Source organism: Flagellimonas sp. CMM7 (assembly GCF_021390195.1).
Classification (GTDB): Bacteria; Bacteroidota; Bacteroidia; order Flavobacteriales; family Flavobacteriaceae; genus Flagellimonas.
The window spans coordinates 242,070-263,667 of record NZ_CP090003.1 but is presented as its reverse complement, the minus strand read 5'-3'; the positions used below and the strand labels follow the sequence as shown (position 1 = coordinate 263,667).

General features: G+C 36.2%; 23 protein-coding genes, 1 other RNA gene and 1 pseudogene. 13 read left to right on the top strand and 12 right to left on the bottom strand.

The features are described 5' to 3' along the window. The first annotated feature begins 1 nt into the window (after position 1). The 6 genes from LV704_RS01330 to LV704_RS01305 all read left to right on the top strand — a co-directional run bounded on the left by LV704_RS01330 (position 2) and on the right by LV704_RS01305 (position 5,473). Positions 2–334, top strand: coding sequence for a ribonuclease Z (locus tag LV704_RS01330; protein ID WP_163423404.1), 333 nt, complete (start codon positions 2–4; stop codon positions 332–334). Beyond that, a complete protein-coding gene (locus LV704_RS01325; protein ID WP_163423405.1) occupies positions 331–1,236 on the top strand; it encodes a ribonuclease Z in 906 nt (301 codons plus the stop codon). Before LV704_RS01330 ends, LV704_RS01325 begins: the two co-directional genes overlap by 4 nt. An 84-nt stretch (positions 1,237–1,320) precedes the next feature. Next, positions 1,321–1,968 (top strand): pyridoxamine 5'-phosphate oxidase, encoded by a 648-nt coding sequence (gene pdxH / locus LV704_RS01320; RefSeq protein WP_163423406.1) that lies wholly within the window; start codon positions 1,321–1,323, stop codon positions 1,966–1,968. A gap of 36 nt (positions 1,969–2,004) precedes the next feature. After that, complete coding sequence (locus LV704_RS01315) at positions 2,005–2,490, top strand: histidine phosphatase family protein (protein WP_163423407.1); 486 nt, start codon at positions 2,005–2,007, stop codon at positions 2,488–2,490. 3 nt (positions 2,491–2,493) lie between these two features. Next, the gene (ppk1, locus tag LV704_RS01310; protein ID WP_163423408.1) at positions 2,494–4,575 is read left to right on the top strand and encodes a polyphosphate kinase 1; all 2,082 of its coding nucleotides are present in this window, start codon (positions 2,494–2,496) and stop codon (positions 4,573–4,575) included. Between the two features lie 10 nt (positions 4,576–4,585). Next, a complete protein-coding gene (locus LV704_RS01305; RefSeq protein WP_163423409.1) occupies positions 4,586–5,473 on the top strand; it encodes an exopolyphosphatase in 888 nt (295 codons plus the stop codon). Here the strand turns inward: LV704_RS01305 and LV704_RS01300 are convergent, their stop codons facing one another. After that, entirely contained in the window at positions 5,474–6,055 is a 582-nt protein-coding gene (locus tag LV704_RS01300; protein ID WP_163423410.1) for a tRNA-(ms[2]io[6]A)-hydroxylase, read from the bottom strand. A 95-nt stretch (positions 6,056–6,150) separates the two neighbouring features. After that, complete coding sequence (locus LV704_RS01295; RefSeq protein WP_163423489.1) at positions 6,151–7,872, bottom strand: DNA polymerase III subunit gamma/tau; 1,722 nt, start codon at positions 7,870–7,872, stop codon at positions 6,151–6,153. A 106-nt stretch (positions 7,873–7,978) separates the two neighbouring features. Here LV704_RS01295 and rnpB point away from each other — a divergent pair. Then, an RNA gene (rnpB, locus tag LV704_RS01290) (RNase P RNA component class A) lies at positions 7,979–8,281 on the top strand. On the opposite strand, the gene LV704_RS01285 is transcribed toward rnpB, so the two are convergent. From LV704_RS01285 to LV704_RS01275, 3 genes are read right to left on the bottom strand one after another with little or no spacing between them, the layout of a single operon-like run. Continuing rightward, positions 8,278–8,814: an RsmD family RNA methyltransferase gene (locus tag LV704_RS01285; RefSeq protein WP_163423411.1), complete on the bottom strand. Its 537-nt coding sequence runs from the start codon at positions 8,812–8,814 to the stop codon at positions 8,278–8,280. The genes rnpB and LV704_RS01285 overlap by 4 nt on opposite strands. Further along, positions 8,814–9,653: a DUF3822 family protein gene (locus LV704_RS01280; protein WP_163423412.1), complete on the bottom strand. Its 840-nt coding sequence runs from the start codon at positions 9,651–9,653 to the stop codon at positions 8,814–8,816. Before LV704_RS01280 ends, LV704_RS01285 begins: the two co-directional genes overlap by 1 nt. After that, a complete protein-coding gene (locus tag LV704_RS01275; RefSeq protein WP_163423490.1) occupies positions 9,631–10,281 on the bottom strand; it encodes a hypothetical protein in 651 nt (216 codons plus the stop codon). Before LV704_RS01275 ends, LV704_RS01280 begins: the two co-directional genes overlap by 23 nt. Before the next feature lie 194 nt (positions 10,282–10,475). Here LV704_RS01275 and LV704_RS01270 point away from each other — a divergent pair, with 194 nt between their 5' ends. From LV704_RS01270 to LV704_RS01245, 6 genes and pseudogenes are all read left to right on the top strand, one after another. Next, a complete protein-coding gene (locus LV704_RS01270; RefSeq protein WP_163423413.1) occupies positions 10,476–11,909 on the top strand; it encodes an ATP-dependent RecD-like DNA helicase in 1,434 nt (477 codons plus the stop codon). A 24-nt stretch (positions 11,910–11,933) separates the two neighbouring features. Further along, positions 11,934–12,508, top strand: a pseudogene (locus LV704_RS01265) (DUF4126 domain-containing protein). 42 nt (positions 12,509–12,550) lie between these two features. Continuing rightward, complete coding sequence (gene kdsB, locus LV704_RS01260; RefSeq protein WP_205597902.1) at positions 12,551–13,264, top strand: 3-deoxy-manno-octulosonate cytidylyltransferase; 714 nt, start codon at positions 12,551–12,553, stop codon at positions 13,262–13,264. Further along, a complete protein-coding gene (locus LV704_RS01255) occupies positions 13,255–13,959 on the top strand; it encodes an HAD family hydrolase (RefSeq protein ID WP_163423416.1) in 705 nt (234 codons plus the stop codon). The genes kdsB and LV704_RS01255 overlap by 10 nt, the downstream gene beginning before the upstream one ends. Continuing rightward, on the top strand, positions 13,959–15,086 hold the full coding sequence (locus LV704_RS01250) for an iron-containing alcohol dehydrogenase family protein (protein WP_163423417.1): 1,128 nt from the start codon (positions 13,959–13,961) through the stop codon (positions 15,084–15,086). The genes LV704_RS01255 and LV704_RS01250 overlap by 1 nt, the downstream gene beginning before the upstream one ends. 48 nt (positions 15,087–15,134) lie before the next feature. Continuing rightward, positions 15,135–15,674, top strand: coding sequence for a 1-acyl-sn-glycerol-3-phosphate acyltransferase (locus LV704_RS01245; RefSeq protein ID WP_163423418.1), 540 nt, complete (start codon positions 15,135–15,137; stop codon positions 15,672–15,674). Here LV704_RS01245 and LV704_RS01240 read toward each other — a convergent pair. The 7 genes from LV704_RS01240 to thrC form a co-directional block, all read right to left on the bottom strand. Next, positions 15,671–16,165: a hypothetical protein gene (locus LV704_RS01240; protein WP_163423419.1), complete on the bottom strand. Its 495-nt coding sequence runs from the start codon at positions 16,163–16,165 to the stop codon at positions 15,671–15,673. The genes LV704_RS01245 and LV704_RS01240 overlap by 4 nt on opposite strands. A 66-nt stretch (positions 16,166–16,231) precedes the next feature. Beyond that, a complete protein-coding gene (locus LV704_RS01235) occupies positions 16,232–16,942 on the bottom strand; it encodes a YebC/PmpR family DNA-binding transcriptional regulator (protein ID WP_163423420.1) in 711 nt (236 codons plus the stop codon). Between the two features lie 77 nt (positions 16,943–17,019). After that, positions 17,020–17,307 carry a 4a-hydroxytetrahydrobiopterin dehydratase gene (locus LV704_RS01230; RefSeq protein WP_163423421.1) on the bottom strand — a complete coding sequence of 96 codons (288 nt, stop codon included), beginning with the start codon at positions 17,305–17,307 and terminating at the stop codon, positions 17,020–17,022. A 66-nt stretch (positions 17,308–17,373) separates the two neighbouring features. Next, complete coding sequence (locus LV704_RS01225) at positions 17,374–18,195, bottom strand: sugar nucleotide-binding protein (protein ID WP_163423422.1); 822 nt, start codon at positions 18,193–18,195, stop codon at positions 17,374–17,376. A gap of 3 nt (positions 18,196–18,198) precedes the next feature. After that, entirely contained in the window at positions 18,199–19,113 is a 915-nt protein-coding gene (locus tag LV704_RS01220) for a glutaminase (RefSeq protein WP_163423423.1), read from the bottom strand. Next, complete coding sequence (gene gcvT, locus LV704_RS01215; RefSeq protein ID WP_163423424.1) at positions 19,114–20,199, bottom strand: glycine cleavage system aminomethyltransferase GcvT; 1,086 nt, start codon at positions 20,197–20,199, stop codon at positions 19,114–19,116. Between the two features lie 101 nt (positions 20,200–20,300). After that, positions 20,301–21,596 (bottom strand): threonine synthase, encoded by a 1,296-nt coding sequence (gene thrC, locus LV704_RS01210; RefSeq protein WP_163423425.1) that lies wholly within the window; start codon positions 21,594–21,596, stop codon positions 20,301–20,303. Between the last annotated feature and the right edge of the window lie 2 nt (positions 21,597–21,598).

Genomic DNA, 21,598 nt, shown 5'->3' with positions numbered 1-21,598 from the left:
AATGATTTTCGACAAAAAAGGAACAACAACCACTGTTTTCCAAGAAAAAATTTCACTTTCTACCTTCTTGGAAAATTTGAACAAAGCTTACCCCAGATTAAAGCACGACAATATTATTGTAAACCTTTTCTCTTTTAGCAAATTGACGGCAGGAGATATTTTGGAGTTTTTGGAAATTTCCAACAAGCATAGAAGTTCCAACAAATCTTTTGTTTTGGTAACGAATAAGGTGTCATATGACGAAGCACCAGATGAAATTAGTGTAGTGCCAACAATGCAGGAAGCAAAAGATCTCATTGAAATGGAAGAAATAGAACGCGATTTGGGTATATGAAGTTGACCATACTTGGCTGTTATTCGGCTACTCCCAGAACATTTACAAATCCCACTTCGCAAATACTGGAGATACGTAACCATCTTTTTTTGATTGATTGCGGGGAAGGTACACAAGTACAACTCAGAAAGAACAAAATCAAATTCGCTAGAATCAAACATATCTTCATCTCACACTTGCATGGAGATCATTTTTTTGGGTTACCAGGGCTCATTTCTACGTTCAGGCTTTTAGGAAGAGAGACAGAAATGCATGTTTATGGCCCAAAAGGAATCAAAGAAGCAATTACATTGTTCCTTAAACTGGGGGATTCATGGACCAATTACCCTTTAATTTTTCATGAATTGGACTCTAAAGAATCAGAACTTATTTTTGAAGATGAAAAAGTAAGTGTACATACTATTCCATTGGATCACAGAGTTTATACCAATGGATTTTTATTTAAAGAAAAGCCACACCCTCGTAAGCTGGATGTTGATTCAGTTACTGAACATGAAATTGATAGAAGCCAATATGGCAATATCAAAAATGGGGCGGATGGAGTATTGGAAAATGGCACAATAATTTCCAACAAAGACTTAACCATTGACCCGCCATACCCAAAAACCTATGCATTTTGTAGTGATACTGCTTACAATGAAGCTATTCTACCACTAATAGAAAACGTGGATACCCTATACCACGAATCTACCTTTCTGGAGACCAATGTAGATCTGTGTAAAAAAACGAAACACGCAACAGCCAAACAGGCGGCCCAAATTGCCCTAAAAGCGAATGTTGGTAATCTTATTTTGGGTCACTATTCCACTAGATACAAATCTATTGATCTCTTTAAAGAAGAAGCATTAGAAGTTTTTCCCAGTGTAGAACTGGCGGATGATGGAAAATCCTTTGAGATATAATGGCAAGGTTGTAAAAACAAAAAGGGATCAACCTTTTTAATCTGCATTCTTTTGCTGAAATTTGTTTATCCCTATAGGCAAATCATGCAAAAAGATTTAAGTAATTACAGAAAGTCTTATGAAAAGAGTGCTCTTATGGAGGATTCTATTTTAGAAAACCCATTGGAGCAGTTTCAGAAGTGGTTTTATGAGGTTGAGGCTACCGACGGGTTGGAGGAACCCAATGCCATGACAGTTTCTACCATTGGTTTAGATGGATTTCCCAAAAATAGAGTTGTCCTTATGAAAAGATACACCCATGAAGGGTTTATATTTTACACGAATTATCAAAGTGAAAAGGGCAAAGCTCTTAAAATAAACCCTTCTATCTGCCTTTCATTTTTCTGGCCCAATTTAGAGCGTCAAGTAATCATCAAAGGAAAGGCAGAGAAAATAGCAGAAAACCTTTCTGATGGCTATTTTGAATCCAGACCGGTTGGCAGCCAACTAGGTGCTATAATATCACAACAGAGTGAAACAATAGCATCAAGAGAAGAAATGGAAGAGAAGCTAGCTGAAATGGAAAAAGAATCTATTGGGAAAGAGCTTGAAAGACCATCCTACTGGGGCGGTTATTTGGTAAGACCGGTTTCCATAGAATTTTGGCAGGGACGTCCAAATCGTTTGCATGATCGAATTAGATATGTGCTTCAAGAAGATTTTAATTGGAAAATTGAACGTTTGCAGCCCTAATGTTGTATTTTCTTATCACGTAATCAAAAAGGAGCAATGAAGACTATCATCTTGGTAAGACATGGAAAATCGTCATGGGATTATGAAGTCTCGGATAAGGACCGACCTTTAAAAGAAAGGGGAATCAACGACGCTCATATAGTGGCAAGAAACTTTAAGAAGAAGGGCCTTCAAATAGATCTTGCTTATTCCAGTCCTGCAAATAGGGCCTTGCATACCAGTATGATTTTTTTGAGAAACCTTGAGTTTGATTTAAACAATTTTCAAGTAAGCGAAATGCTATATGATTTTTCTGGACAAAGTGTCAAGAGCTTTGTGGGGAGTTTTGATGATGAAATGAGCACAGTTATGATTTTTGGACATAATTATGCGTTCACAAACCTTGCAAATACTTGGGGAGATCAGTATATTGAAAACGTTCCCACTTCTGGACTGGTACAAATTAAGTTTGAAACGGATAAATGGTCTAAAATTTCAAAGGGAATCACAGAAGAAATAATCTTTCCAAAACAGTTGAAATAATACATGATTAAAGTTAAGAACGAGTACGTAAACAGGGAAATTAGTTGGTTACACTTTAATGCACGAGTGCTTCAAGAAAGCGCGGATAAAAAAGTGCCATTAATAGATAGACTTCGGTTCCTTGGTATTTTCAGTAACAACCTAGATGAGTTTTTCAAAGTACGCTATGCAACGGTAAAGCGCATTGTAGATGCGGGTAAAAAGGGGAAAAGTGTATTAGGGGGAGAGAAAGCTCAAGATCTGTTGGAAGAAATCACAAAGATTGTAATTGCGCAACAGGCAAGAAGCCTTGAAATTCTTAATAGTATTGAAGAAGAGCTTAAGACGGAAAATATTTTTATTATAGATGAGAATGAGGTCGATGAGACCCAGGCAGAATTTATAAGGGACTATTTCTTCAAAAAGGTCAACCAAGAGTTGATGACCATCATCTTAAACGATTTAACAGAGTTTCCATTATTAAAAGATACTGCCGCCTATTTAGCAGTTAAAATGGTAATGGCAAATGATGAGACATCGGGAACCAATGGAAATAATAGATATGCTCTAATTGAAATACCCAAGGGAATTGACCGTTTCATTGTGCTCCCAAAGAAGGGTGAAAAAAACTATATCATCATTTTGGATGACCTTATACGGTATTGTTTAGATAGCGTTTTTACCATGTTCGATTTTGAATCCATTAGTGCACACATGATAAAAATTACCCGTGATGCCGAATTGGATATTGACAATGATTTGACAAAAAGTTTTATAGAAAAAATTTCTTCCAGTGTAGAGCATAGAAAAATTAGTGACCCGGTGCGTTTTGTCTATGATAAAAGGATAGACAAGGATACACTCCAGTTTCTGAAGGAGAAAATGAATATTGTTAACACAGATAGTGTTATTCCTGGGGGGAGATATCACAATAGAAGGGACTATATGGGTTTCCCAAGTTTAGGGAGGCATGATTTAATGTATAAAAAAATTGAACCCCTTCCTGTTAAAGGTTTAAGCATGACAGGAAGTCTTCTGGAGCAAATACATCAAAAAGATTATTTGATCTATACTCCATATCATACATTTACCTATGTTACCAAGTTTTTAAGAGAGGCAGCTCTTGACCCAAAGGTACGTGCCATAAAAATTACTGTTTATCGTTTGGCAAATGACAGTCAAATAGCTTCCGCTTTGATAAATGCTGTAAAAAATGGAAAACAAGTTACCGTTCAGATTGAGTTACAGGCAAGGTTCGATGAGCAAGCAAATATTCAATACGCCAATCAATTGCAGGCAGAAGGCATCAATTTAATTTTTGGGGTTCCTGGACTTAAAGTTCACAGTAAAATTTGCTTAATTGAAAGGGAAGAAGCCGAAGGAACCAAAAGATATGGTTTTATTAGCACTGGAAACTTTAATGAATCCACGGCCAAGATTTATACAGATTATACCCTTTTCACAGCACATGAAGGAATACTGAAAGAGATGGGCAAGGTCTTTGAATTTTTTGAGACCAATTACAAAATAAACAAATACAAACACCTTATTTTATCCCCACATTATACTAAATCAACATTTATCAAGCTAATCGATAATGAGATAGAGAATGCACTTGCGGGGCAAGAAGCCTATATTAAAGTCAAAATGAACAGCCTCACATCCTATAAGATGGTTGATAAATTGTACGAAGCGAGTAGGGCAGGAGTGAAAATTCAATTGATAATAAGAGGGGTTTGCTGCCTAATTCCTGGAGTTGAGGGAATGAGTGAAAATATTGAGGCAATTAGCATTGTGGATAAATTTTTGGAGCACCCAAGATTGTTCATTTTTGGAAATCAAGGAGATCCAAAAATATATCTCTCATCAGCGGATTGGATGACCAGAAACCTTGATTTTAGAGTAGAGGTAGGTTGTCCTATTTATGACCAAGATATTAAACAAGAGTTATTAGATACATTTAATATTTCTTGGAATGATAATCTTAAGGCTCGTGTTTTTTCTGATAAACAGGACAACGCTTATCGGGAAAAAGAGGAGACGAGTCTAGGATTAAGATCTCAGTTTAAACTTTATGATTATTACCAAGATAAGCTAGAATCCTAATTTTGCTAAATTGATAATAAGAAAATTTGCAGCCATTGACATTGGGTCTAATGCAATTAGATTATTGATAAACAATGTAATAGAGCAGAAAGGTAAGCCAACTACATTTAAAAAAAGTGAGTTGATAAGGGTTCCGGTCCGTTTGGGAGAAGATTCCTTTATTGCAGGCACAATATCTGAAGCAACTTTGAATCGCCTCACCAAAACCATGAAATCTTTTGATTTATTGATGCAAGTATACGGTGTTGAGAAATATATGGCCTGTGCAACTTCAGCATTAAGAGAAGCAAATAATGGTCATGAGGTCGTGGAACATATATACAAAGACTCTGGAATAAAGATTGATATCATTGATGGAAAGAGGGAGGCATCAATTATAGCCTCTACTGATTTAAAAGATCTAATTAACAATGATAGGTCATATCTATATGTAGATGTGGGTGGTGGAAGTACTGAGTTTACCATTTTTGATCAAGGAAATCTCATTTCTTCAAAATCATTTAAAATAGGTACAGTAAGAATCTTGAATGATTTGGTAAAAGATTCTATTTGGGATGAAATCAAAGAATGGATAACCTCTCATTTTAACAAAGAAGGAAAAGTTGAGATTATAGGTTCCGGTGGAAACATTAATAAACTGCATAAGATGTCTGGTAGAAAAGTAGGGCAGCCTTTATCTTTTATTTGGTTGAATGCGCAGTACCATTTTTTGAATAGTATGGAATATGATGATAGGATTTCAGAACTAGGACTAAATCAAGATAGAGCAGATGTAATTATACCAGCCGCAAAAATATTTTTATCGGCCGCAAAATGGAGTGGTGCAAAGAAAATACACGTTCCAAAAATTGGATTGGCAGACGGTATGATAAAAACACTTTACTATCAATCTCAATAGTTATCCGTGGATGGTTTCCTTTTTGCCTAATTTTTGCATTAATGAAGCCTCATAATCCAGAAGTTGCTGCCATTTTTCATCTACTACTTCTCGCTCCCCATATTTTCTGGCAAATTTCAAGAACATTGTATAGTGATTTGCTTCACTGACCATAAGATTCCGGTAAAAATTTGCAAGCTCTTTATCATTTATTTCTTCAGAAAGTAGCCTGAACCGTTCGCAACTTCTTGCTTCAATCATTGCGGCATACAAAAGTTTATGTACCAAATGGGTTTCTTTACTTCCTCCTTTAGGAAAAAATTTCATTAGTTCAAGTACATATTCGTCCTTACGTTCACGTCCCAATACCCAACCTCTTTTTACAATTTTGTCATGAACCATGTTAAAGTGCCCCATTTCTTCTCTTGCCAATGCGGTCATCTCTTTTACTAGGTCAGACTTTTCTGGAAACCCAATAATAAGGGATATGGCCATGCTGGCGGCTTTTTGTTCGCAGTACGCATGGTCTGTTAGAATTTCCTCAATATTCTTTTCAACAATGTTCACCCATCTTGGGTCTGTAGGTAGTTTTAGCCCGAGCATTTAATAAGTTTTTAGTAAAACAATTCATAAACAAAGATAGTGGTATTCTTTATGAAGCTTTATAAAGAGCAAAATTGTATACTAGGGGAGTTGTATCAAAAATCCAAATCAAATTCTTTACGAAGAATATCTATGGCCGGGTTTTTCTCTCTCAGTTTTTGATATTTTTCTTCAGGGGTAAAAGCAAATTTCTTGGCAACAATTTCATTCACGGTAATGTGTAATGAAATGGAGAAATTGTTCATTTTTTCCTTTAAATAATTAAGCATGAGGCTTTGCTCCCGTTCCACTTCCTTTTTCATTGTATCATTGGGAAGCTCTATCCAAATAACAAAATTATCTTTTAGTTTAGGAATATCAGTTTGAAGATTACTTGCTAATATTTTACGCCCTTTATCCTCTAATTGCTGTACAAAATCATTCCAATGGGTTAACATGTCTTCTTCAGAGAATGATTCTTTTGGGAGTTCCTTATGGTCAGTTGGCGGAGCCTTTATATTTTCATGCGCTTTTTTAGCCTTAATGCTGGACAATGATAATCCAGACACTCTGTTTTCTGGAGATTTTAGTTGGATTTTTTTAACAGGTGGTGAAGTGTTTACTTCAGGTTTAGGTACTTCAATCTGTTCAACGGGCGGCTTTATATCCTTTACGACTTCTTGTTCTTCTTCAACCTTTTTGGTTATTGTGGCACCATTGATTTCTGATTCAGAGGTAAAAAATGAAGCGGGAATTATGAAATTAGAGTTTTTTTTTTCTCCATCAAAAGTGATGGATGCCAATTTCATTAGAGTAAGTTCAACTAGTAAATGCTGGTTTTTACTGGTTTTGTACTTTAGGTCACAATCATTTGCCATGTCTAGAGCTTCTAACAAAAACTCCTTTTGAGCCTTTTTGGATTGCTCTAGATAGTGTTGTTTAACGTCCTCTCCAACTTCTAAAAGTGATATGGTTTCTTGATGTTGACATACCATTAAATCCCTAAAATGCGAAGCTAGACCAGAGATAAAGTGATGCCCATCAAAGCCATGGGACAGCGTTTCATTAAAAAGAACCAGTAAATCAGGAATCTTGTTTTCAAGAATTAAATCTGTTGCGGTAAAATAGGTGTCATAATCCAGAACATTTAAATTCTCTGTTACCGCCTTTCTGGTAAGCTCCTTTCCAGAAAAACTAACAACCCTATCAAAAATAGATAGCGCATCGCGCATTGCACCATCTGCTTTTTGTGCTATAACATGTAAAGCACTTTCTTCAGCCTCGATTCCTTGTTGTTCTGCAATGTATTTTAAGTATTCAGCTGCATCTTTGACGGTAATACGTTTAAAATCAAAAATTTGACAACGAGAAAGAATGGTAGGAATTATTTTGTGCTTCTCTGTAGTGGCTAAAATAAAAATGGCATGTTTTGGAGGTTCCTCTAATGTTTTTAGAAAAGCATTAAAGGCAGATTGAGAAAGCATATGTACCTCATCAATGATGTAAACCTTGTATTTTCCAACTTGAGGAGGTATCCTAACTTGATCTATAAGACTACGTATATCATCTACAGAGTTATTGGAAGCGGCATCCAACTCAAAAATGTTAAATGCAAAATCCTCATCTTCCTGCTCGGTACCATCTTCATTTATCTTTTTTGCCAAAATACGTGCGCAAGTTGTTTTGCCAACACCTCTGGGACCACAGAATAGCAGCGCTTGTGCCAAATGATTATTATCAATTGCATTTAGCAAAGTACTGGTAATGGCTCCCTGGCCCACAACATCTTTAAAGGTCTGGGGGCGATACTTTCTGGCAGATACTACAAAAGGTTCCAAATCAATAAATTTTGGATTACTACAAATATAAAAATTGGAATCTGCAAAGCTGCTTAAGCTTTGCATAGTAAGTCTTTTTTTATTAACAATTGCTTTACCTTTGCGGCCAGCAGGCCACCTTATCGCTGCAATCCTGAGCAATTGGGATTGAAGAGGAAAGTCCGGACACCACAGTGCAACATAGCGGGTAACGCCCGTCAGCTGAGAGGCAAGGACAAGTGCAACAGAAAGCAAGTACAGTTCGGCTGTAGTGAAATCAGGTAAACTCTATGTGGTGAAACGTCATGTAAACCAGTGTTTGAGGGCTGCACGCCCAAGTTGGAGGGTAGGCGGTTGGAACTTTTGGGTAACTAAAAGTCTAGATAAATGATAAGGCTAGACAGAATCCGGCTTATGGCCTGCTTTTTATTTTTCAAAAAAACTAAACACGCTTCCACCATATTTTCTACTTTCCTTAAAATATTGGTTTTTAGATAGATCAGTTTGATCTGAGTGTTCTATAATCAAAAGCCCATCTTCCAGTATCAATTCCTTTTCGAAAACCAAATCCACAATGTTGTAAAATTTATTGTCTTCAAAACTATACGGCGGGTCGGCAAAGATTATGTTTGTCTTTTGTTTGGCCCTTTCCAAATATTTAAAGACATCAGATTTTATTGAGGAGATAGGAAAGTTAAGTTCTTTAGCCACTTTTGAAATATATTGTACGCAACCAGTAAAACTGTCTACAGATATAATTTCATACGCTCCTCTGGAAGCAAATTCAAAACTTATGTTTCCAGTACCGGCAAAAAGATCTAACACCTTAAGTTCATCGATATAGAAGCGATTGTTTAAGATATTGAAGAGTCCTTCTTTGGCCATATCTGTCGTTGGCCTTACAGGGAGTTTTTTTGGAGCAGTAAGTCTTTTTCCCTTGTATTTTCCAGAGATGATCCGCATTATAGAGAGCTTAATACTGTAAAATCTATAGCCTGATCTTCTAACTGTTCCATTGGGTATGCAGAATTGTTTGGTGCAAAAACGGAAACATGTTTTATATAACGATAACACAGTTCATAGATAGCATCACCTTCTTCAACAAGTCCAAAAAGCTTAAGTTGTGTATTTTCTAAGTTTAATTGTAATTGTTCCAAACTAAACAGTAGGTAGTAGAGAAAATCCTCTTTGGTTTTATATTCGAAATGATTGTAAAAAAGAAGTTTTTTTTCAGAGATAATTACGACTTCCATTTCCTTTTCAGAAACTTGTACGTAGCAAATAGGGTCTCTAGTAGCAGTACTTTGGGTTAAAAGTGTTCCTATTAAGATGGTACCACTGTGCTTAAATTCAAATTCTCCAAAAAGATCAAAAATGTAATTGTTTACATTGGTAAAAGGAATATAAACATTGACCATATCATGATTCATTATCTCATCAAAAACAATATGATCATTCGCCATGATTTTGGCGTTAAACTTTAAATAGTTGGGCAATTCCTCTTTATTGAAAAGTGTTTTGGGCACTAAACCGAATAAACCATTTTTATGTATGACCATGACTTCTGAAAAATCACTGTCAACAATATTGTGTTGATCTAATGCTGCTTTGAGCTCTTTGAGTATTAGATAAGGGGTAGACGAAGTTTTGAAAAGTACTTTTTCGAAAACTAGTATTTCATTGGATATAGTATCCAGCACACAAAAAGAAAGTCCATTCAGGCCAACCTGAATGGACAATTTTTTGAAAGTATTATTGTTAGATGTTGAATCTTCTATACTATTGTTTCTTTTTTCTATCATAAATTGGAGGCCAATTTCCGTTTGAGCTTACATCTGTAAGTGAGCCAACTTTAATTTCGGTACCATTTACTTCTTCAACACTTTGATGAGCATTCTCTCTTGATAATAAATCTTTTGGTTGATCATAAAGAATAATGTCTTTCTTAGCCTTGGCTTCAAAAACATGTGCTTTATAACCTTGTTTATCAATAATATCAGCTTTCATTTCAAATTTCTCACCTCCTTGTGCATATGGCACGTTCATCATAGTTTTATACCGATCATCATTTTTAAATATGGAATCTTTGACTTTTACGAACCCAAGAGTGTCAATGATAATTGTATCTTTTTGAAGTTCAATTCCATAGGTTTTATCAAACCTCATAAAAGATGAATCTCGTTGTTGGGTAATTGTGTAGCTTCCAGTATCTACAAATTTGACCAAGCTACCAAAGTCCTTGGCAAACCTGCCATTTACTGTTTTGTAAGCTTCTTGGGAATCCCTAATATCTTTAAGCTTTGCAATGACTTGAGAAAATCTTTCCTTTCTAACCTTATTAAATTCAATAGGTGCATTAATAGATTGATAAATTTTATATCCCAAGAAAATACTTAGGAGACCAAAGACAATAACAAGAATTGGTTTTATCTTTTGAGGTAAATATTTATCAATTAAGAATACTAGGCCTATGGTCAAAAGGCAAATAACTAAAACGATAATAATTAAGTTTAACATACTAATATTGTCTTTCTGAGTTAATTTAGCGGTTACAGACAAATCTACAATTTTTTTTTAATCACGAAACTTTTTGCTTTAAAAATCCATGCTATCTTTAGAAGCTTATGAATGACGCTACACCTTCTGGATTTTTAACCATTCTAATTGAAAAATTTCCTCATACACCTACCATTAAGCAGGGCTTGGCGATGGAAAAGCTTTCCAGTTTTGTTTTAAATGGAAAAAAAGAGGAAGTTTTTCTTTTGACAGGATTTGCGGGAACAGGCAAAACTACAATAGTGGGAACCATAGTAAGTAGTCTTTGGAAAGTGAAAATGAGTTCTGTCTTAATGGCCCCAACAGGTCGTGCAGCAAAAGTTATGTCGGTTTATTCAGGCAACAAGGCTTTTACTATACATAAAAAAATATATTTTCCTAAAAAGCAGACAGGAGGTGGTATCCAATTTGTCTTAGCGCCCAATAAGCATAGAAATACTCTTTTTATTGTGGATGAGGCCTCTATGATTCCAGATACACCAGCAGATTCTAAACTTTTTGAAAATGGATCTCTACTTGATGACCTTATGTTTTATGTGTATTCTGGTCATAATTGTAAACTATTGTTGATTGGTGACACAGCGCAATTACCACCGGTAAAATTGGATTTAAGTCCTGCATTGGAAGAACAAAGGCTTTCTTTAAACTATAACAAGGAAGTAGAGTGTTTAGAGTTGGACGAGGTAATGAGACAGACCAGCGACTCTGGTATCCTATACAACGCTACCAACCTTAGGGAACAATTACAATCTCATTTTTTTGATGATTTCAAATTTGAAGTAAATACGTTCAAAGATGTTGTACGGTTAATTGATGGCACCGAAATACAGGAAGCCATTGATACCTCATATGTTCAAAATGGAAAAGAAGAGACCGCAATAATAGTTCGCTCAAATAAGCGTGCAAACCTCTATAACAAAAATATAAGGGAACGGATTCTATTTTTGGACAATGAATTGGCAGTGGGAGATTATATGATGGTAGTTAAGAACAATTATTTTTGGTTGAAACCAAACTCAGAAGCTGGATTCATTGCAAATGGTGATATCATTGAAGTGTTGGAGTTGTTCTCTATAAAGGAGCTGTATGGTTTTTCGTTTGCAGAGGTAAAAGTGAAAATGGTGGATTACCCAAACCAAAGACCGTTTGAAACGGTACTGTTGCTTAATACTATAAATGCTGAAACGCCTTCACTTTCCTATGAAGAAGGCAATAGATTATATCAAGAAGTCCTGAAGGACTATGCCCATGAAAAATCGAAATACAAAAAGTTTCTTGGTGTAAAGAACAACAAGTTCTTCAATGCTCTACAAGTAAAATTCTCATATGCCATAACATGTCATAAATCACAAGGAGGACAATGGGACAACGTTTTTGTAGAACAACCATATTTGCCCAATGGAGTGGATAAGGATTATTTAAGATGGTTGTATACTGCCGTTACCAGAGCTAAACAAAAACTATTTTTAATAGGATTCAAAGATGATTTTTTTCTTGACTAGGAATAACTTATTTTAGACAATACCATGGGATTAACACCGGATACTATAATAAGTATATTTTTAGGGATTGGCTTAGCAGCTTCAGTAGGGTTTAGAGTTTTCTTGCCCCTTTTTGCGCTTAGTTTAGCCGCATATTTAGACGTGTGGGAACTTAATGAGAGCTGGCAGTGGATAGGAAGTTTGGCAGCACTTATCGCTCTTGGGGTTGCCACTTTTGTTGAGATTTTTGCGTACTTCATCCCATGGGTAGATAATGCGTTGGATAGTATAGCAGTTCCACTAGCGGCCATAGCGGGAACTGCAGTGGTGGTGTCTACAGTAGCAAACCTGGATCCTGTTGTTACATGGTCTTTGGCGATCATTGCTGGGGAGGAACTGCAACAGCAATAAAAGGAGCGAATGCCGCGGGCAGATTAACATCTACGGCTACCACAGGAGGAATAGCTAACCCCGTTGTAGCTACTGTAGAAACGGGAACAGCAGTGGCTGTTTCAACGGCATCAATTTTAGTACCCCCAATAGCGGCCATTTTAGTCATTATTATATTGATTATCATTTTTAGGATCTACCGCAAGTTGAGACCAAAACCAAAAAGATAGTTTTACCAAAATTAATAAATAGTAGAAGTGAAGATAATTTCTATGATACCCGCCAGGTACCAAGCCTCAAGATTTCCTGCAAAACTTATGCAGGATTTAGGTGGAAAACCGGTCATTGTAAGAACTTATGAAGCGGCAGTGCAAACAGGCCTATTTGATGAGGTCTATGTAGTAACAGATAGTGATATCATCTTTGAAACCATTTCTGGAATAGGTGGGCAAGTGCTCATGAGTAAAACTAAGCATGAAAGTGGTAGCGATAGAATTGCAGAGGCTGTGGAGAATATGGACGTTGATATCGTTATTAATGTTCAAGGAGATGAACCTTTTATTGATGGAGAGAGCCTGACAAAGATTATCGAGGTATTTAAAATGGATGTTGATGAAGAAATAGATTTAGCTTCTTTAATGACTCCAATTACAGATTGGAATGAAATTTCTAACCCAAACACGGTAAAAGTAATAGTGGACAACCAAGATTTTGCGCTATATTTTTCACGCTCGCCAATTCCTTACCCCAGAGATGAGAAGGTTGAGGCAATATATTATAAACACAAAGGAATTTACGCCTTCAGAAAAAGAGCTTTATTGGATTTTCAACGATTACCTATGTTACTGTTAGAAGCTAAGGAGAAAATAGAGGCAATACGATTTTTGGAATATGGAAAAAAAATAAAAATGGTGGAAACACATGTTACTGGCATAGAAATTGACACTCCAGAAGACTTAGAACGGGCTAAAAAAGCATGGAAATAGATTTTAACGATATTAAAGTAATTGGCTTTGATGCCGATGATACCCTATGGGTTAATGAAACCTATTTTAGGGAAACCGAAGAACGTTTTGCAGAATTGTTAGAGGGCTATGAAACTAAAAATAAAGTGGATCAAGAGCTTTTTAAAATGGAGATGGAAAACTTGGCGCTTTATGGTTATGGTGTAAAAGGGTTTGTACTTTCCATGATAGAATCCGCACTGGATTTATCTAACAATAAAATTCCACAAGAAATTATTTTAGAAATTTTAAATCTGGGAAAAAAGATGATTTCCCATCCAGTAGAATTATTGGATGGTGTTGAGGAAGTACTGAGCAAGTTAGTTGATAAATACAGGTTAATAGTGCTTACTAAAGGAGATTTGCTAGATCAGGAGCGGAAATTGGAGAAATCGGGAATTTCTAAATACTTTCATCATGTAGAAGTGCTTAGTGATAAAAAAGAGAGCAACTACCGTAACTTGTTAGAGCATTTAGAGATTAATGTCCGTGAGTTTTTAATGATAGGAAATTCTTTAAAGTCAGATGTATTACCTATATTGAATATTGGGGCAACTGCGATTCATGTGCCATTCCATACAACTTGGGCACATGAAATGGTTACAGATGCGGAACAGGTGAACAATCACTTGAAGTTGAATAGCTTAAAAGACATTTTGAAGTATTTGGATAACTGATGAAGACAGAGCACAATTTGAAGAAAAAGGAAATAACATCAAATCAGAACACTTCGTACCGCAATTTCCCCATGGTACCGAGAGTAGTTTTTGGTCAGGGAAGTTTTAATCAATTGGGTGATGTATTATTACCTAAACGCCATAATTCTGAAGCCCCTTTTATTTTTTTAATAGATGATTTTTTTGAAGGTAAAGAACTGGTGGGACGCATTCCATTACTATTTAATGATGAGGTGATCTTTATATCTGCCGAGGAAGAACCTAAAACGGAACAAGTAGATGCCCTAGTAACAAGAATAAGAGAAACGTTTGAAGAACCACCATCTGGAATTATAGGCATAGGAGGCGGTACTCTTTTAGATTTAGCCAAGGCTGTTGCCATACTTTTAAATAACAAAGGCAAAGCTCAGGATTACCAAGGTTGGGATTTGGTTAGTAAACCATCTTTGTACCATGTTGGAATTCCTACAATTAGTGGAACAGGAGCAGAAGTTTCCAGGACAACCGTTCTGTTGGGTCCAGAGAAAAAACTTGGGATCAATTCTGACTTTACTACATATGACCAAGTCATCCTAGACCCAGATTTAACTAATACAGTACCAAAAGAACAATGGTTTTACACAGGTATGGACTGCTTTATCCATTGTATAGAATCATTGAACGGAACATACCTAAACGCATTTAGTCAAAGTTATGGAGAGAAAGCACTTGAGCTCTGCAAGGAAGTTTTTTTAGAAGATATTTCAGTTACGGAGTCAAGAGATAAATTAATGATGGCTTCATGGCATGGAGGCATGAGTATTGCTTATTCCCAAGTGGGTATTGCCCATGCAATGAGCTATGGACTTTCCTATCTTCTTGGTATTAAACATGGGATTGGAAACTGTTTGGTGTTTCAACATCTTGAAGAATTCTACCCAGAAGGAGTTCAGTTGTTCTATAGAATGATTGAAAAACATAAGATTCATCTTCCGCAGGGAGTTTGTGCCAATTTAACACAGAATGATTTTGATATTTTAGTGAGCGTCGCCCTGGGCATGGAAGCGCTATGGGAAAATGCACTTGGAAAAGACTGGAAGGATATTATGACAGCAGAACGTCTTCAAGAGATTTATCAAAAAATATAGATGTTGTACCTATCTCTGCACTTTTAATAAGTAGATTAAAGAAAATGCATGCACAAGCTTTCCAAGTTTTTATATTTTAAAATTTTAAGATGGAAGCTCATTGGTAAATTTCCCAATGTGGATAAATGTGTAGTAATTGTGGTTCCTCATACACATTGGATGGATTTCTTTTTAGGCCTAATAGTCCGCAAAGTTCTTAATGAAGAAATCAATTACATTGGAAAGAAAAGTCTTTTTAAACCTCCATTTGGATGGTTTTTTAGATGGACGGGAGGAGCGCCCATAGATCGCTCAACAAGTTCCAATACTGTTGAAAGCATTGTAGGAATCTTTAGAGAAAGAAAGGTTTTTAGGTTTGCTTTGGCACCAGAAGGGACCCGAAAAAAAGTTTCTGAACTAAAAACTGGTTTTTATCATATTGCGGTAATGGCTCAAGTACCTATTGTTGCTGTTGCTTTTGACTTTGGAAAAAAACAGGTCAAAATATCAGAAGCTATTTACCCAACCGGTGAAATGAAAGAGGACTTTAAAATATTCCACAGCTTCTATAAAGGCGTTTTGGGAAAAGTGCCGGAATATAGTTTCTAGATTTTTTTTAAGACTTTGGGCCTGGGTTTCTCAGTCTTTTTTGTGTTTCCCGGAAATACAATATTTGTGCTTGAGTAAGAACTGCCAAATGTAACAGCGGCAGAATACACTTGATTTATGGCATCTACAACTTGATGTTCTGAAAGTTCCATTAACGGATGAGTGAAAACGGACCAGATAATCTCATCACTTAAGGCATACTTTACATCTAATGCCGAATGGAAGTTGGCCACAAATGCATTTAGTAATTCTTCTTCACCAATTTCTTCCCGTTTTACAATGGGAGAAATAATACGCATTCTATTTGCATTCTCATCATAAATGCAGATTAGCATATTCTCTTTGATTAAAAACTGGATAGAATTACCGTTCGCTTTAACAGTATCCGCTTCTTGTTCTATGAGCTCAAGAAGTTTGGCAGAGGTCATTTCTTGAGAATAGATGCCTCCTACAGCAAATAGCAGAACAAGGATGGTGATTATGTTTCGCATGGCGGAATAGTTTGTTATTTGGTCGCCAAACAATTCCTTACTTACAAATCAAGGTTTAAATAGATGTTACTCTTGCATGGTATGGTAGACATTCTGGACATCGTCATCTTCTTCAATTTTTTCAAGAAGTTTCTCTACTTCCAGAGCCTGTTCTTCACTGAGTTGCTTGGTCACTTGGGGAATGCGTTCAAAACCGGATGACAAAATCTCAATCTCTCTTGATTCCAATTCTTTCTGGATGGACCCAAAACTTTCAAAAGGAGCATAAATCAATATGCCATCCTCATCCACAAAAACTTCCTCTGCCCCAAAGTCAATCATTTCCAGTTCAAGCTCTTCTGCATCTATTCCCTCCGCAGGAATACGGAAATTACATGTGTGGTCAAACATAAATTCTACAGAACCCGATGTTCCAAGGCTGCCATTACATTTATTGAAATAACTTCTAATGTTAGCTACTGTTCTTGTATTGTTGTCTGTCGCAGTCTCCACTAGGATAGCAATGCCATGAGGTGCATAACCCTCGAACAAAACTTCTTTATAGTCGCCCAGACTTTTGTCGCTAGCTCTTTTAATCGCTCGCTCCACATTGTCCTTGGGCATGTTGACGGACTTAGCATTTTGAATTACAGCTCGCAGTTTGGAGTTGGAGTCAGGGTCTGGACCTCCTTCTTTTACCGCCATTACAATATCCTTGCCTATGCGTGTAAAGGCTTTGGACATAGCGGACCAACGTTTCATTTTTCGCGCTTTTCTAAATTCAAATGCTCTTCCCATGAATTAATTTTGGTTATGGATAGGGGCAAATTTAGCAAAAAATGCTCCCTTGTCAAGTGTAACTTAAAGCAGTGTCACTATTTATTGTTGACAATTTTTTCTATGCTTTTTGCAAGATTGAAATCATTTAGGGTAATGCCGCCCACATCATGCGTATTTAGTTTGATAGTAAGGTTGTTATAGACATTTTCCCAATTGGGATGATGATTTTGTTTTTCACATTCAAAGGCAATCCTTGTCATTACGGAAAAGGTGTCTTTAAAATCTTGAAATTTGAATGATTTCCAAATCATACCGTCATCATATGCCCATCCATTTAGATTTTTTAGAAATTCTTCAATTTGAGCGGCACTTAACTTTTCCATGAGCTTCCATTTTTCCTAAAGTTAGCTAAATCATGTTTAAAATTTCAAAAAAAAGCTTCGCAAAGATTAATCAACGGTAACGTGATGGTCAATGATATCTTGATAATGAATTCTAAGGTTTTTTGGAAGTTTGTTATCCTTGGGCAATGCCGCTAAGTAACGATCTTCGTTGGTGGTAAACACCCTTTTAAGCAAGGGATGAAAATTACCAATACGTTTAATGATTTCTTTGATGAATTCTTCATGCTGAATTAAATCAATACTACCTAAATGAAAAATACCGCTTTTGTCCCTATTGATCAAATAATGGATTTGTTGGGTAAGCTTGTCATCATTGGTCACATTTATAATGAGATTTGGAAACACCTCTATTGGCTCATTACTTTCCAAGTATGTTCTAATTTCCTTGACTCTGGGCGATGTATTTCCAAAAACCATGGGCACTCTTAAAATGGCGGTTTTCTCTTTGGGTAACCGCATCATCATATTCTCTATCTTAATCTTAAGTCGTCCATAGACACTTTCAGAAAGCGTTTTGTCAGACTCGTAAGAAGGAAATTTACTGTACGCGTCAAAAACATTGGCAGAAGAAATAAAATATAGTTTGGATTCGTGATTTAAAAGATATTCCATCAAATGTTGATGCGCTTGAATTTGGGCACCAAAATTTCCCCGTAATGCAGAAATAATAAAATCTGGGTTTACCTTTTCCAAAACACGGAAAATATCATCCTCTTCTAAATCATACCTATAAAATTGTTGATTCTTTGAGAAAGAAGTGTTGGAGCAATAAGTGCCATATGTATCAAAGTAGGAGCAGAGTTCTTTGTAGATAGCATTGCCTATAAAACCACTTGCTCCAAGTATAAGTATCTTTTTTTTATCCAAATATTAGAATATTGACAAACCAGTATCGGTTGTTAGTTTTTCCAAAGCCAGCATACCTAGTTTGGAATTTCCTTTTTTATTTAATCCGGGCGACCAAGTAGCCACACAAAACTTATTGGGCAATAGTGCAACAATGCCGCCACCTACACCACTTTTTCCAGGTAAACCAACTTCAAAGGCAAATTCACCAGCCTCATCATAAAAACCACAACTAAGCATTATGGCATTAATGCGTTTTACCTGTGGTATTTTTAGATAATTGTTATTTTGAAGGCAGTTGCCACGGTTCATGAAAATATAGAAGACTTTCACCAATTGCTCACATGACATTTTAATGGAACAGGAATGGAAATAAAAATCCAATACCGTATCAACATCATTCTTCAAGTTTCCGAAAGATTTTATCAAGTATGCCGCTGCATAGTTTCTAAAACCAGTTCTTTTTTCAGACGCTGCAACTTTTTCATCATAGGAAATAGAAGAATCGTTGGCGATACCTTGGACATATTTTAAAAAATCTGACTTTGGATTTTTTAGATTTGAAATTAGAATATCACTTATAACTATGGCTCCGGCATTGATTAATGGATTTCTTGGAATACCATTCTCCATTTCTAACAATGATAGATGGTTGAATGGGTCTCCAGATGGTTCCACACCAACTCGCTCCCATAAATTTTCCCCCATTATAGAAAAAGCCATAGATAAGGATAGCACTTTTGAAATACTCTGTATTGAAAACTGTTCATGGGAATCCCCGGCATTATATTCAGTGCCATTGGTATCCAATATACAGATGCCAAATTTATTGGAATCAATATTGGAAAGTTCTGGGATATAGTTTGCTAATTCGCCCTTGTCCGTTTGCCTTTTGGCTTCATTGACAATATGGTCTATTATGGGCTGAAAATCTTGCATTTATGACTTATAAAATGGAAGTTTTACAATGGTGGCAGGAACTTGATTTTTTCTTATCTGAATATATATACTGCTATCTACTTTTGAGTTTTCTTTAGTAACATATCCCAAACCAATTCCTTTTGAAAGGGAAGGGGACATGGTGCCAGATGTGACTTTCCCAATTTCATCACCTTCTTCATTCAGTATAACGTACCCATTCCTTGGAATACCTTTTTCTTCTATTTGGAAGGCAATCAATTTTCTTTTGACTCCTTCTTCTTTTTCTTTTGCCAAAGCTTCACTATTGACAAAATCTTTTGTGAATTTGGTCACCCATCCTAATCCTGCTTCCAACGGAGAGGTAGTGTCATCAATATCATTGCCATAGAGGCAATAACCCATTTCCAATCGTAAGGTGTCGCGAGCTGCTAAACCAATAGGTTTTATTCCAAAATTGGCTCCGGCTTCTAAGACCTTGTCCCAGACTTGTTTTACTTCAGAATTTTTACAATAAATCTCAAAGCCTCCAGAACCGGTATAACCTGTTGCCGAAATAATAACATGTTCTATTCCTGCAAAGTCACCAACAACAAAGTTGTAGAATTTTATATCAGAAAGATTAACGGATGATAGGGATTGCATGGCATCAACTGCTTTTGGTCCTTGTATGGCCAATAAGGAATACTCATCAGATAAGTCTTTCATGGTGGCGCCAATTGCTTCATTGTATTTTGAAATATGATTCCAATCTTTTTCAATATTTGAAGCATTTACGACCAATAAGTATGTTTCTTCTTTTATCTTATAAACGATCAAATCATCAACAATTCCGCCTGTCTCATTTGGGAAACAGCTATATTGGGCCTTACCAATCACTAGTTTGGAAGCATCATTAGAAGTTACTTTTTGAATCAAATCCAAAGCTTTTGGCCCTTCAATAAGAAATTCACCCATGTGAGAAACATCAAATACACCAACAGCCTTTCTAACCGTTTCATGTTCAATATTCACACCTTCATAAGATACTGGCATATTATACCCAGCAAAAGAAACCATTTTAGCTCCTAAAGAAATATGTGTTTCACTTAATGCAATAGTTTTCATGACATCAATTTATGGGATAAATGTATTGAATTCACCCAAGATGAGCCTATTTAACAGCTAATGTTTTGAACAAAGTGATGTTAATTGAGAAGAGAAATATGCTAACTATCCATTAAATAGGATTTTAGCCCTTCATAAGAATTGATTTTGATTGATTTTTTTTCCTTACCCATTACTTTTTGAATTTGGGGAGGTATTTCTGGAGAAAGACCGAGCGTGTCCTCAACAACGTCTAAAAACTTAACGGGATGTGCGGTCTCCAAAAAGATGCCATAGACATCTGGATTTGATTTCTGATACTCCTTAAGACCAAGATAACCCACCGCTCCGTGAGGATCCGTTACATAACCAGATTTTGAATAAATCTCTTTCATTGTTGACTTGGTAGCATCATCCGAGAAAGAGTAAGATGAAAGATTTTTTTTAATCGTAGAAAAATCATCTTGATACAAATGTCTTATTCTAATAAAATTGCTGGGATCGCCAACATCCATAGCGTTAGAAATGGTTGCTATAGAAGGCATAGGCTCATAAACACCATTCTTCATGAAATTTGGAACCACGGTATTGGCATTGGTCGATGCTATAAAATGTTTTACCGGCATACCTAATTCTTGGGCTACTATTCCTGCGCAAATGTTTCCAAAATTACCTGAGGGTACAGAAAATATAATTTCTTTGCCTTCTTGTTTTGCTTGTTTATAGGCAAACAAAAAATAGAACAATTGCGGTAACCATCTAGCTATATTAATACTGTTTGCAGAAGTCAATTTCCTTTGATCCGTAATTTTAGTATCCAGAAAAGCGTTTTTTACCATCCGTTGACAGTCATCAAAAGTGCCGTTCACTTCCATGGCCACGATATTCTGACCTAAAGTGGTTAATTGTTTTTCTTGTATGTCACTTACTTTTCCACTAGGATAAAGAATGACTACATTAACGCCTTTGACGCCCAAAAAACCATTAGCTACAGCACCACCGGTATCACCAGATGTTGCCACAAGCACTGTAACCTCATTATTCTCACCCTTTGAAAAGTAACCTAGACAATTGGCCATAAACCGTGCCCCTACATCTTTAAATGCCATGGTGGGACCATGAAAAAGCTCAAGTGTGGCTACATTTTCCTCAATCTCCACCACTGGGAAATTAAAATCCAGTACGTTCTCAATGATTTCCTTTAGAACTTGGTCAGGAATGTCAGCGCTTACAAATTGATGTATTGCTTTAAAGGCTATTTCGTGATTGGAGTAGGAGTCTATGTTTTCAAAAAACTCAGTAGATAACGGTCTAATTTCTTCTGGAAAATACAATCCTTTATCTGGAGCAATACCCGCAATGACCGCCTCCTTAAAGGAAGCTTGAACGTTGGAATTATTTAAACTGTAAAACTTCATGG

What these genes read in the sequence shown, in the direction of transcription:
- thrC (WP_163423425.1), bottom strand. Translation starts at nt 21,596, where the DNA reads ATGAAGTTTTACAGTTTAAATAATTCCAACGTTCAAGCTTCCTTTAAG.
- LV704_RS01250 (WP_163423417.1), top strand. Translation starts at nt 13,959, where the DNA reads ATGAAGACAGAGCACAATTTGAAGAAAAAGGAAATAACATCAAATCAG.
- kdsB (WP_205597902.1), top strand. Translation starts at nt 12,551, where the DNA reads ATGATACCCGCCAGGTACCAAGCCTCAAGATTTCCTGCAAAACTTATG.
- LV704_RS01230 (WP_163423421.1), bottom strand. Translation starts at nt 17,307, where the DNA reads ATGGAAAAGTTAAGTGCCGCTCAAATTGAAGAATTTCTAAAAAATCTA.
- LV704_RS01315 (WP_163423407.1), top strand. Translation starts at nt 2,005, where the DNA reads ATGAAGACTATCATCTTGGTAAGACATGGAAAATCGTCATGGGATTAT.
- LV704_RS01300 (WP_163423410.1), bottom strand. Translation starts at nt 6,055, where the DNA reads ATGCTCGGGCTAAAACTACCTACAGACCCAAGATGGGTGAACATTGTT.
- LV704_RS01245 (WP_163423418.1), top strand. Translation starts at nt 15,135, where the DNA reads ATGCACAAGCTTTCCAAGTTTTTATATTTTAAAATTTTAAGATGGAAG.
- LV704_RS01240 (WP_163423419.1), bottom strand. Translation starts at nt 16,165, where the DNA reads ATGCGAAACATAATCACCATCCTTGTTCTGCTATTTGCTGTAGGAGGC.
- LV704_RS01330 (WP_163423404.1), top strand. Translation starts at nt 2, where the DNA reads ATGATTTTCGACAAAAAAGGAACAACAACCACTGTTTTCCAAGAAAAA.
- LV704_RS01220 (WP_163423423.1), bottom strand. Translation starts at nt 19,113, where the DNA reads ATGCAAGATTTTCAGCCCATAATAGACCATATTGTCAATGAAGCCAAA.
- pdxH (WP_163423406.1), top strand. Translation starts at nt 1,321, where the DNA reads ATGCAAAAAGATTTAAGTAATTACAGAAAGTCTTATGAAAAGAGTGCT.
- gcvT (WP_163423424.1), bottom strand. Translation starts at nt 20,199, where the DNA reads ATGAAAACTATTGCATTAAGTGAAACACATATTTCTTTAGGAGCTAAA.
- ppk1 (WP_163423408.1), top strand. Translation starts at nt 2,494, where the DNA reads ATGATTAAAGTTAAGAACGAGTACGTAAACAGGGAAATTAGTTGGTTA.
- LV704_RS01325 (WP_163423405.1), top strand. Translation starts at nt 331, where the DNA reads ATGAAGTTGACCATACTTGGCTGTTATTCGGCTACTCCCAGAACATTT.
- LV704_RS01280 (WP_163423412.1), bottom strand. Translation starts at nt 9,653, where the DNA reads ATGATAGAAAAAAGAAACAATAGTATAGAAGATTCAACATCTAACAAT.
- LV704_RS01235 (WP_163423420.1), bottom strand. Translation starts at nt 16,942, where the DNA reads ATGGGAAGAGCATTTGAATTTAGAAAAGCGCGAAAAATGAAACGTTGG.
- LV704_RS01285 (WP_163423411.1), bottom strand. Translation starts at nt 8,814, where the DNA reads ATGCGGATCATCTCTGGAAAATACAAGGGAAAAAGACTTACTGCTCCA.
- LV704_RS01270 (WP_163423413.1), top strand. Translation starts at nt 10,476, where the DNA reads ATGAATGACGCTACACCTTCTGGATTTTTAACCATTCTAATTGAAAAA.
- LV704_RS01255 (WP_163423416.1), top strand. Translation starts at nt 13,255, where the DNA reads ATGGAAATAGATTTTAACGATATTAAAGTAATTGGCTTTGATGCCGAT.